General features: G+C 33.2%; 12 protein-coding genes. 2 read left to right on the top strand and 10 right to left on the bottom strand.

Annotated features, from left to right (window positions below; translation table 11 throughout):
* Positions 1 to 724: 724 nt before the first annotated feature.
* Positions 725 to 1,960 (bottom strand): ABC transporter permease, encoded by a 1,236-nt coding sequence (locus Q7C23_RS19380; protein WP_375034037.1) that lies wholly within the window; start codon positions 1,958 to 1,960, stop codon positions 725 to 727.
* Positions 1,961 to 2,078: 118 nt separating this feature from the next.
* Positions 2,079 to 2,573 (bottom strand): YkgJ family cysteine cluster protein, encoded by a 495-nt coding sequence (locus tag Q7C23_RS19375; RefSeq protein WP_375034036.1) that lies wholly within the window; start codon positions 2,571 to 2,573, stop codon positions 2,079 to 2,081.
* A 74-nt stretch (positions 2,574 to 2,647) separates the two neighbouring features.
* Between Q7C23_RS19375 and Q7C23_RS19370 the strand changes: the two genes are divergently transcribed.
* Together Q7C23_RS19370 and Q7C23_RS19365 are read left to right on the top strand one after the other, a co-directional pair.
* Positions 2,648 to 3,355 (top strand): class I SAM-dependent methyltransferase, encoded by a 708-nt coding sequence (locus Q7C23_RS19370; RefSeq protein ID WP_375034035.1) that lies wholly within the window; start codon positions 2,648 to 2,650, stop codon positions 3,353 to 3,355.
* A 17-nt stretch (positions 3,356 to 3,372) separates the two neighbouring features.
* Positions 3,373 to 3,918, top strand: coding sequence for a YfiT family bacillithiol transferase (locus tag Q7C23_RS19365; protein WP_375034034.1), 546 nt, complete (start codon positions 3,373 to 3,375; stop codon positions 3,916 to 3,918).
* 75 nt (positions 3,919 to 3,993) lie between these two features.
* Here Q7C23_RS19365 and Q7C23_RS19360 read toward each other — a convergent pair whose 3' ends face one another.
* The 8 genes from Q7C23_RS19360 to Q7C23_RS19325 form a co-directional block, all read right to left on the bottom strand.
* Entirely contained in the window at positions 3,994 to 4,626 is a 633-nt protein-coding gene (locus tag Q7C23_RS19360) for a 7-carboxy-7-deazaguanine synthase QueE (protein ID WP_056187446.1), read from the bottom strand.
* Positions 4,627 to 4,727: 101 nt separating this feature from the next.
* Positions 4,728 to 6,395 (bottom strand): tetratricopeptide repeat protein, encoded by a 1,668-nt coding sequence (locus Q7C23_RS19355; RefSeq protein ID WP_375034033.1) that lies wholly within the window; start codon positions 6,393 to 6,395, stop codon positions 4,728 to 4,730.
* A 16-nt stretch (positions 6,396 to 6,411) separates the two neighbouring features.
* On the bottom strand, positions 6,412 to 7,335 hold the full coding sequence (locus Q7C23_RS19350) for a PstS family phosphate ABC transporter substrate-binding protein (protein WP_375034032.1): 924 nt from the start codon (positions 7,333 to 7,335) through the stop codon (positions 6,412 to 6,414).
* A 2-nt stretch (positions 7,336 to 7,337) separates the two neighbouring features.
* The gene (locus Q7C23_RS19345; RefSeq protein ID WP_375034031.1) at positions 7,338 to 7,568 is read right to left on the bottom strand and encodes a hypothetical protein; all 231 of its coding nucleotides are present in this window, start codon (positions 7,566 to 7,568) and stop codon (positions 7,338 to 7,340) included.
* Entirely contained in the window at positions 7,568 to 8,365 is a 798-nt protein-coding gene (locus Q7C23_RS19340; RefSeq protein ID WP_375034030.1) for an energy transducer TonB, read from the bottom strand. The genes Q7C23_RS19345 and Q7C23_RS19340 overlap by 1 nt, the downstream gene beginning before the upstream one ends.
* 37 nt (positions 8,366 to 8,402) lie before the next feature.
* The gene (locus Q7C23_RS19335) at positions 8,403 to 8,960 is read right to left on the bottom strand and encodes an ExbD/TolR family protein (RefSeq protein ID WP_375034029.1); all 558 of its coding nucleotides are present in this window, start codon (positions 8,958 to 8,960) and stop codon (positions 8,403 to 8,405) included.
* A gap of 19 nt (positions 8,961 to 8,979) precedes the next feature.
* Entirely contained in the window at positions 8,980 to 9,606 is a 627-nt protein-coding gene (locus Q7C23_RS19330; protein ID WP_375034028.1) for an ExbD/TolR family protein, read from the bottom strand.
* Positions 9,607 to 9,656: 50 nt separating this feature from the next.
* Positions 9,657 to 10,481: a MotA/TolQ/ExbB proton channel family protein gene (locus Q7C23_RS19325; RefSeq protein WP_072969652.1), complete on the bottom strand. Its 825-nt coding sequence runs from the start codon at positions 10,479 to 10,481 to the stop codon at positions 9,657 to 9,659.
* Positions 10,482 to 10,649: the final 168 nt, after the last annotated feature.

Raw genomic sequence — 10,649 nt, 5'->3', positions numbered from 1 at the left:
GTTTTGCGGGGTGCAAATGTAACATCCGTTTTCAAATCTCACAAGCTTTTTTGAATCTTTTTTTGAAAAAAAATTTTTCAGTTTAAATTCGTCTGCTTGTCAGTATTTCAGTGAACGTCTATCGCTGTTGCGGGTGCAAAAGTACCACCTTTATTGAGTTCTGCAAGCTTTTAACCCAACTATTTTTGATCTTTTTTAAAACTTTTTCTTAACACTCTGATAACGCAAAACTTAGCTTTTCAAGTTTTTTGTATTTTATAAGAATTATCTGTAGTGTTAGTGTTTGTCTCAATTCTTTTATTTCCGAATACGCCGTCTTTATGGACTTCACATCACAATACATTCTTTCCTGAGAACTTTACAACAGATCGAATTATGCTCTTTTCTGCCTTTTCTGCCTTTGCCACGAAGACTCTAAGAAACAAAGTCTCTTTTTCTGCTTTTCGTTATGCCCAGAAACTTGATTCTATACTTATATAAAGAAGAGTTCTCTTGAAAACAACTAACCTAGGCCCCGATAGTAGTGGAAATCCTTTTGTCCCGGGGTTCGGCACAAAAGACAGCGGATAGCGGGAGACAGCTCCTTATTAAAAAACTACTTCTTCCCTAAAGAATCCTTCTTATATATTATAGCAGAAATTCACACTTGTTTATACATGTACAAAAAAACAAGCCCGACAGGCTTAAAAACTTGTCGGATTTAGAATCGTTATATCGCAAACTGTTAATCGAAACGAATTGCTTTTACCGGTGAGATCCTGGTTATAATATAGGAAGGAATTAATAATACCAGAAAACAAACCGTAACTGTTAGTAAATTCAAAAGTATAACATAACCCCAGTTTATATATACCGGCGCTACGTTGACATAATAGTTTTCAGGATTTAAATGGATGACTCCGAATTGCTGCTGAATTAGCAATAATGAAATACCAATTAAATTTCCCCAGAAGAGTCCTCGTATGATAAGATAAAACGCATTGTACAAAAATATTTTACGGACTGTCCAGTTATTTGCTCCTAGTGCTCTTAGAATTCCGATCATTTGAGTCCGCTCTAAAATAAGGACCAACAATGCCACGACCATATTAATTGTCGCCACTAATATCATAACAGCAAGAATAACTATTATATTGAAATCGAAAAGCTGAAGCCAGTCAAAAATGTAACTGTATTTTTCGATTATTGTTTTTGTATCTAGTGTCGATGAAGTTTGCTCGTAAACTTCATCTCCTGTTTCTTTAATTTTGGTAAAGTCTTTCACAAAAACCTCAAAAGCACCGACCTGGTCTGGAGCCCATTTATTTATTCTTTGGATATGACGAATATCTCCTATAATATATGTTGCATCGAAATTTTGAAAACCTGAATTAAAAATTCCACAAATTTTAAATCGGCGGCTATTTGGCATCTTGCCTTGTTCTTCTTTTATAAAGAAAGTATTGAATTGATCTCCTACTTTTAAATTTAGACGATCAGCAAGAAATCTTGAAATTATAACCTCTTCATTTAGTTCTTTCGTAAAATCAGGCAATCTACCCTCTACTAAATACTCTTTTATATTATTCCAATCGTAATCGGCACCAACTCCTTTGAAAACAATTCCTTCGAAAGCATTTTCAGTTCGAATGATTCCTGCCTTAGTTGCTATTGCCTGAATATGTTTCACTTCAGGAACTGATTTGAAATTGGGATAAAAATCTTGTTTTTTAGAAATAGGAACCAAAGTTACTTCAGAATTATTATTGTCGTAATTCGAAATAATAACCTGCCCATTGAAAGCAGAAACTTTGTCGCGTATTTTTTGCTGCAAACCAATTCCGGTTGCTACTGAAACTAACATCATAATAATACCAATGGCAATAGCCGAAATGGCAATCTTTATAATTGGCGCTGAAATACTGCTTTTATAATCTTTGGCAGTAATAAGTCTCTTTGCTATAAAATATTCTAGATTCAATTTTTATATTATCTGATTAGTAGTTTAGTCCTTTATTTGGTATTCATCTGCGTTCAAAAATACATTTTAAAAAGCAAAAAAGAATTGTTCCGAAAAACAATTACAAAACATTTAAGTTCTAAAGTGGTAATTTCTTTTTCATTTCTTCTACTATATTATATGCTGCCGGACAAATTGATACGTTTTTTAAAGTAAGATCTGCAATCTGATGAAACTTTTTACGATCTGTGTGCGGAAATTCCCTGCAGGCTTTTGGACGTACGTCATAAATCATACAGTAATTTTCACTGTCCAGAAAAGTACAGGGTACACTTTTTAAAACATAATCTTTGTCCTCATCAATACGAAGATACTGATCGATAAATTGCTGCGGTTTTTGTCTGAAAGATTTCGAAATTCTTTCGATATCAGCCAAAGTAAACAACGGGCCAGTTGTTTTACAACAATTGGCACATTGCAGGCAATCCGTTTTTTTAAATTCGGCATCATGCAAATCCTGCATGATGTAATCTAAATTCTTCGGCTGCTTCTTTTTCAGCTTATCAAAATACTTTTTGTTTTCGATATGCTTATCTTTGGCTAACTTATTTAAGTTATTTAAAATTTGTTTCAAGTTTAAAATTTAAAGTTGATCTGCAAAATTAAACAACTTTAAACTTGAAACCTTAAACTTTGAACTAAATTACCATGAAAGATCTTTTTGGCAAAGCGATGTACGATTTTCAGACCAATAATTCACCTGAAGATTTAATAACGGAAACTTCTATTTCTGAAGAAGATGAAATGAGTGTCGATTATTTATTTCGTTCTTATAATGAAATGCCCAAACTGGAACAAAAAGCACTTCAGTTGGCTACCGGAAAAACTCTTGATGTTGGTTGTGGGGCCGGAAGCCACAGTTTATCATTACAAAATGATCGCAATTTGGATGTAATTTCGATTGATATTTCTGAAAAAGCAATAGCAACCTGTAAACTTCGAGGTGTTAAAAATGCAAAAGTTCAGAATATATTAGATTTTGAAGGAGAAAAATTCGATACCATTATATTATTAATGAATGGAGTTGGAATTTTTGGAAAATTAGACAATTGCAATAAATATTTATCAAAACTAAAATCGCTTTTGAATCCGGGTGGACAAATTTTATTAGACAGCTCAGATATTATTTATATGTTTGATGAAGATGAAGATGGCGGGAAATGGATACCGTCTAATAATGATTACTACGGTGAACTAGTATTTAATATTTCTTATAAAGGAGAAAAAGAAGAGCCTTTTGATTGGTTGTATCTTGATTATAATACACTGCAAAATGCCGCTATTGGAAATGGGCTTAAATGTGAGCTTATTTTAGAAGGAGAGCATTATGATTATTTAGCCAGACTTTCGATATAAAACATCATTACAACATTATGGAAGAATTAGATTTAGAGAAATTAAAATTTCCGATTGGAAAATTTGAAGCACCGATAGCTTTTACGCCTGAATATATTTCAGATAAAATTGCCGAAATCAAATCTTTTCCTGAAAGACTAAGAAAAGAAACGCTTCATCTCAGCGATAAACAATTAGACACACCGTATCGTCCAGGTGGATGGACAGTTCGTCAAGTAATTCATCACTGCGCCGAAAGCCATATGAATTGTTTCATTCGAATTAAATGGACTTTGACGGAAAATAATCCTGTGATAAAAGCGTATGATGAAACTTTATGGTCTGAATTACCCGATAATTTAAAGATGCCGATTCAACCAACCTTAAATTTGCTGGAAGGACTACATTATCGATTAGCTTTTATAATGAAAAATTTATCAGAAACTGATTTAGGAAAATCATTTATCCATCCGGAAAACAATTCTGAATATCAAATTAAACAAATTATCGGAACCTATGCCTGGCATGGAAATCATCATTTGGCGCACATTACCTCTTTAAAAAAATATAAAAACTGGGACTAAACAAAATTGTTTCTTTTTTACACAGGTATACAAAATAAAAAATCTCTTCAGCTGAAGAGATTTCTTTTATTCTATTTACGGAATATTCAAATATTTATGCGTCTGAAGTGAAACTCTCCATTTTGGATTGTTCATTACATAATCAACAATTAGCGGAGTCATTTCTTCTTTTTTACTCCATTCCGGCTGAAGGAATAAAATTGCATTATCGTTTACCAATTCCGCCTGCTCTTCTGCAAAGATAAAATCATGTTTATTGTAAATAATCACTTTTAACTCGTGCGCATTATCATATACAGTTTGAGTAGGCAATTTATTCTTCTTCGGCGAAAGACAAATCCAATCCCAGGTTCCTGAAAGCGGGTAAGCACCTGAAGTTTCAATATGAACTTTCAAATTTTTATCTTTTAATTGCTGTGTCAACAAACTCATGTCCCAGGTTAAAGGCTCTCCACCAGTAATTACAACGGTATCTGCATAACTTGAAGCATTCTTTACAATTAAATCAACACTTGTTGGCGGATGCAATTCTGCATTCCAACTTTCCTTCACATCGCACCAGTGACAACCCACATCGCAACCTCCAATTCTAATAAAATATGCAGCAGTGCCTGTATGAAAACCTTCTCCCTGAATAGTATAAAACTCTTCCATCAAAGGCAACATCGCTCCTTTATTAACTTCTAATTGTATTTCTTTTGATAACATTATTTTATTTTAAAGTGCAAAGATAGTCAATTAAATACGGAACAAAAAAAACCGACAGTTCAAAGGAACTATCGGTTTTATATTTAGTCAAAAAACTTTTCTTATTTTAAAGCTTTCACAGATTGAGTAGCATAAGCGTTAGTTGGGTCTAAAACCAAACTTTTGTTGAAATACTCAATAGCTTTTGCTTTATCGGTGTTAGCATAAGCAGCACCAATTGAATTGTAAGATTCTACAACTTTTTTAACTGTTGCAGGTTTTGCCAATTCTTCAGCACCTTTTGCAGTTGTTTTATTGATATACTCTTGGTAGTTTTTGATAATTAAATCATCTTTCTCCAATAAGTTGTTGATTCTACCTTTGTATAAGTAAGCCTCATCATAAGCAGGAGAAGCAACCAACACTCTGTCAAAAGCAGCATCAGCCTTAGTTAAAGCAGCAGCATCCATCGCAGTTTTTTCTTTATTTGCATTTGCATAGTAAAGAGAAATACCATAGTATACATTATCATTTAGATAATTTTTTTGCTCTGTATTACTAGTACTCAATTCATAAATCGCAGCAGCTTGGTTGTATTGTTTTTTACCAAACAATTCTTTACCAAAATCTCCAAGATCCTCAACAGCTAATGGCTCCACAGCAACCGCTTTTTTGATTTCAGCCAAACCAGCTTCAAAAGCAGCAGGATCAACTACACCAGCAGCATCAGTTCCTTTTTTAATTTTAGCAAATCCTAAGTATAAATTATCTTTTGCGATAACTTTGTTAGAAGGAACTTTCATGTAATCCTCTAATGATTTAATCGCAATATCATAATTACCATTTTCGTAAGCAGAGTATCCTAAATATCTATAAATTCTAGGATTAACTTTATCCAACTCAATCATTTTGTTAGCTTCTTTTTCAAGAGCTTTATAATCTTCAACTAAGATTAGGAAATCAGCGTGACGCATTCTTGAGTTCATAGAATAATCTGTTAAACTCAAGTATTTCTCATAGTTTTGAATTGCTTTTTGATAATTCACCTGTCTAGTAGAAGGTTTATTTCTTGCCCATTTGTAATAAGTTTCAGCAAGCTCTCTGTAAACTGGTCCGTAATTAGCATCAAGAGCAATAACTTCATTGAAAGATTTAATTGCTTCGTCGTAAGATTTAGCACCTTTTAATAAAACACCTAATTGCATTTTTGCTCTTAAAAGCGTTGGGTCAGCAGTAAATGCATCACGGTAAGCTTTGTAAGCATCATTTTGATTGTTTGCTCCATAATAAGCATCTCCAATTGCTAAAAGTGCAGTTGCGTTCTGAGGCTCTAGTAATAAAGCTTTCTTTAGACTACCAATTGCATTTGTATAATCAGGATTTGTAGAATTCATATATGCTCTACCAATGTAAATAAATTCATTTACATCTTTACGCTTCATATCTTTTGTAGCTAATCCAAAATTTGCCTGAGCCGAAGCTGCATTTTTTGCATCAAGATCTAATTGACCTAAACCAATATAATTTAAGTTTTTCTTATCTGCTGCTTCTAATCCATTTAAGTAATAAATTTTAGCAGAATCAACAATAGCTTGATTTAAGTACACATTACCTAAAACAAAATTAGCTTCTCCATCTGATGGTTTTGCTTTGATGATTGATTTCAGCAAAGATTTAGCTTTCTCAAATTGTTCAGCATCAATTGCCTTTTTGGCCTGGTTTATATCTTGCGCTTTTGCAACAGAAGCTGAAGCAACTAAGGCAAGACTAAAAATTTTAAATTTATTCATCTTTATTGTAATTAATTTATTCTTTATCGTTAATAATCTGATTTCTAATTTTCAGCTTTCTAGTTGGAGTTCTGACAGGCATTAATCCAGACTTTAATACAATTCTCTGTCCAATGTCACCTGCAATGAATGAAGCAAACCCCATTCCTAATCCAGAATAACCCTGACAATTTATTATAAACAAATCGCGTGCCAAAGGATATTCCTTTAATGCAATATCAGTTTGACTTGGATCATAATACTTATCACCTTTTAAACCTTTTACACTTAATATGTTGATTTTTTTAATTGTTTCAATCATATTTGGCGAAGGCTGGGATAACCAATTAACACCAACTATTCCAATCATTCCATCATTCTCCGAAACAAACTTAATCACTTCTTCGTTGGTTTTAAAAGAAAAAACACCACTAGCCGGAATCTCTTTTACTTTTGCCAATTCTTTCATGTAGCGAACTGTGCTTGAGTTTGGATTATCAAAAACAAGCCCTTTAATTGTTCCATCTGGTTTACCTTGCATCAAATCCAGTACAGTTTTCAACGCAATTAATGTATCATTATTGTTCTTGCTCGAAATTAAAGCAATTGCATCAGTTGCAAATGGTGTAACCCTTGGCTTAATCTTACTTTTCTCGAATCTTTGCAATTCTTCCTTAGTCAAATTTCTGGTGGTAACAACAACTTCAGTCTTCTGATTTAATAAATCGTTTATAACCTCTGCTTCAGATTTTGGCTTAACTGTAATTTTTGCACCATAGTAAGTTCCTTCAAAAACAGCAACCTGATCATCCACTATTGGCTTAACCGTTTCATCTACCGTAATATCAATAGAACCTTTTAGAATTGTTTCCTTATCTGATTCGTTCTTGCTTTTTTGGTTGCACATGGCAAACAAAAAAACAAAAACTATCAAAGCGAAAACTCTACTATATTTTAACATATTTACTCTGCGTTTGAATTAATTAATCTTAGAAAACGGATTGCTGAATAAACGATCAACAAACCACCAAAAGCATATCTGTATTTAGGCTCCATATCTAATGGCAATTTCTTCCAGAACATAATCATTAAACCCAGCACAAGATATATTAAAAAAAACAGTATTCCTAAAACAAGAAGAAATCGCTCTTTGAGCGATTTCTTCTGCATATTATTAAGCATATCTTTCAACATTATTCTGCAGATTGAATAGTAATAGGAAGAGAGTAAAGTACCCTAACTTTTTTACCATTTTGCTCACCAGGAGTCCATCTTGGACATTTTTTAAGAACACGAATTGCTTCTGCTCCTGTACCGTAACCGATATCCCTTAAAACTTTAATGTCGGTTAATGAACCGTCTTTTTCAACTACAAACGTAACGTAAACTTTACCTTTTAAACCTTCTTCTTCAGGAGTCTTGTAATTGTTTCCTACGAATTTGTAGAATTTCTCAATTCCTCCTGGGAAATCTGGTTTTACTTCGATACCAGCTGTGTTATATACTTGGTTATCTTCTTCTACTACTGCAGCAGTTCCAGTACCTACTGGCTCATCAACAGTTAAAACTGCATCCGGATCTCCTTTAATAGTTTCAGAACCTACCTTTTTATCTTTAAGTTCCTCAATTTTTGGAGGATCTTCTGTAACCTCTTCTGCCTTCGCAACCACAGGTTTTGTAAACTTCACCTGATCCACTTTTGGTGGTGGTGGCGGTGGTGGTGGTTGATTAGGTTTTACTTCCTCTTTTTTAGGAGGTAGTTTTACTGTAGCGATCTTAACATTGTTATCTACTTCTTCTTCACCAGAATCCGGTAAAAAACTAGCAATAAGAGGAGCTGCTACAGCAAAGCTAAAAATGATCGAACCTATAATAAGCGCCTTAACCGTAGTCTTGCCGTTCGATTTTCTTAACTCATATGCACCATATATCTTATTACGCCCTTCGAATACGATATCAAGCCACTGATTTTTTATAATATCTAATTTCATTTTTCTTGATTATTAGGATGTTAAAACAAGATAACTCTTATTTTTTATCTATCAATTTATTTTCCTCTGGTGTAAACTCAGGAACAATTGCATAAGTTTCTACTCCAGTAATAGCCATTTCATCCAAGATATCAACTAAATTACGGTAATTCGATTTTTTAGTTGGCTTAATGATAACGATGATTCCATTTTTAGGTTTCCCTAAAGCTGCAGAATATTCTAAAACTGATTTTTTTCTTTTAAGCAGTTCTCTACGAATACCATCTTTACCATATGGAAGATCTTTAGGCCCAGCAATAGGTGAAGCTAACAATCCCATGTAATAGGTCAATTTGTTGTTTTCCCCTAATATTACAGTCATCGTACGATTTTCATCTACTTTAGTATCTACTGTTTTCGTCGAATCCGGATCTTTATCTGGCAGTGACAAATCCATCGATTGAGGTTTTGACAACGATGTGGTTAACATAAAGAATGTGATCAATAAGAATGCCAAATCCACCATCGCCGTTAAATCGACTTTCGAATTTTGCTTTTTACTTCTTACTTTTCCACCTTTTCCGCCACCACCGTCGCCGGTATTTAATTCAGCCATTTTAGTGTATCTTTTTTAATTAAAAGTCTTTTCCTCTCGTACCTGTAACTAAGTTAAAGGAATTGATTTTCTGATCTTGTAAAATATCCATGATCTTTTTGATTTGTGGATACTGTTCTTTAGCATCTCCTTTAATTGCAATTTGCAATTCTTTATCATCAAGGTCAATAGCAGCTCTTCTTGAAACTAAAAGCCACTCTTTTAATTGATTGTCTAAAGAATCGATTGGAATTCCAGGTTGATCTGCTTTCACTCTATCAGCTGCTTTCATAGCAATGATTTGTTTTAAATTTGCAACAGGTACACCGAAGTCATCCATTAAAGCAAATTTAGTTTTATCATCTTCTGTAAAAGTCACGCCGAATTTTGCTCCCATTCCTTCAAGAGTTCTTTTACGAATCTCTCTTCCTTTTAGGTCAAAAAACACTTTGCTTTTCCCATCTGCACCTTTTCCTACTGTAATAATTGCCAAATCAGTATCAGGCAATTTAAATTCAGCAACAGAAGCAGGCATATCTACAGGAAGTGCTTCAGGCACCTTAGCAGTAGCGGTCAAAATAAAGAACGTAAGCAAAAGGAACGCAACATCACACATGGCAGTCATATCTGTCGATGTTGACTTTTTTTTCATTTTTATTTTAGCCATTCTCTTTTATTTTTATTTTGATATAATTAATTATTATAATCAAAAATTAATTATTGTTTCAAACTTCCTCTGAATCTTCTGTAAGTATTCACGATTGTAGTACCAGCCTCATCGATAGAGTAAGTTAAATCATCAATCTTAGCAGTAAAGAAGTTGTAAGAAACGATAGCTAAGATAGAAGTAGAGATACCTGTTGCAGTATTGATAAGTGCTTCAGAAATACCTGTTGCAAGAGCAGCCTGGTCTGGAGTTCCAGCAGAAGCTAACGCACCAAACGCTTTAATCATACCTGATACAGTTCCTAATAATCCTCCTAAAGTTCCTAATGATACTAAAGTAGAGATAATAGTCATATTTTTTTCTAACATTGGCATTTCTAATGAAGTTGCCTCTTCGATTTCTTTGTGGATTACTTCTGAAGCTTCTTCACTGTTGAAACCTTCTTTTTTAACATCTTGATATTTAATCAAAGCAGATTTAATTGCATTTGCAACTGAACCTTGTTGTTTGTCACATGAAGCAATAGCAGCCTCGATGTTTCCTTCTTTGATACTAGCTTGTACATTTTTCATAAATGTATCTAAGTTTGCTTTTCCAGCAGCTTTTCCGATAACGATAAATCTTTCAATTGAAAAAACAACAACCATTAAAAACATACCTAATAATACTGGTACAATAAATCCTCCTTTATATACTTGTCCTAATGTATTGATCGGATGACCTGTTTCTGGATTTCCACCTTCAAAGTTCGCAGAATCTCCCATGATTACTTTCCAAATAAACACCCCAACTAAAATACACGCAACAATAATGATTCCAGTGATCATTCCTCCTCCATTTGAAGTGCTTTCTTTTTTAACTTTAACGTTTGCCATTTTTTTTAATTTTAATAGTTTTAAATAATTTTTATTTTTTAGTTATATTTAACTTGTAGAGGAGCAAATTTATACGTTTAGTTTAAATAAAAAAACTTTTTTTAATTTTATTGAAGGAAATTTAACGTCAATTTAAAAAATATCTCATTAAATTGCCCAACCTGTTTT

This window comes from Flavobacterium sp. LAR06 (assembly GCF_041946075.1).
Lineage (GTDB): Bacteria > Bacteroidota > Bacteroidia > Flavobacteriales > Flavobacteriaceae > Flavobacterium.
The sequence above is the reverse complement of the archived record's forward strand: the minus strand, read 5'-3'. Positions and strand labels throughout refer to the sequence as shown.

What these genes read in the sequence shown, in the direction of transcription:
- Q7C23_RS19370 (WP_375034035.1), top strand. Translation starts at nt 2,648, where the DNA reads ATGAAAGATCTTTTTGGCAAAGCGATGTACGATTTTCAGACCAATAAT.
- Q7C23_RS19365 (WP_375034034.1), top strand. Translation starts at nt 3,373, where the DNA reads ATGGAAGAATTAGATTTAGAGAAATTAAAATTTCCGATTGGAAAATTT.
- Q7C23_RS19360 (WP_056187446.1), bottom strand. Translation starts at nt 4,626, where the DNA reads ATGTTATCAAAAGAAATACAATTAGAAGTTAATAAAGGAGCGATGTTG.
- Q7C23_RS19355 (WP_375034033.1), bottom strand. Translation starts at nt 6,395, where the DNA reads ATGAATAAATTTAAAATTTTTAGTCTTGCCTTAGTTGCTTCAGCTTCT.
- Q7C23_RS19350 (WP_375034032.1), bottom strand. Translation starts at nt 7,335, where the DNA reads ATGTTAAAATATAGTAGAGTTTTCGCTTTGATAGTTTTTGTTTTTTTG.
- Q7C23_RS19345 (WP_375034031.1), bottom strand. Translation starts at nt 7,568, where the DNA reads ATGTTGAAAGATATGCTTAATAATATGCAGAAGAAATCGCTCAAAGAG.
- Q7C23_RS19340 (WP_375034030.1), bottom strand. Translation starts at nt 8,365, where the DNA reads ATGAAATTAGATATTATAAAAAATCAGTGGCTTGATATCGTATTCGAA.
- Q7C23_RS19335 (WP_375034029.1), bottom strand. Translation starts at nt 8,960, where the DNA reads ATGGCTGAATTAAATACCGGCGACGGTGGTGGCGGAAAAGGTGGAAAA.
- Q7C23_RS19330 (WP_375034028.1), bottom strand. Translation starts at nt 9,606, where the DNA reads ATGGCTAAAATAAAAATGAAAAAAAAGTCAACATCGACAGATATGACT.
- Q7C23_RS19325 (WP_072969652.1), bottom strand. Translation starts at nt 10,481, where the DNA reads ATGGCAAACGTTAAAGTTAAAAAAGAAAGCACTTCAAATGGAGGAGGA.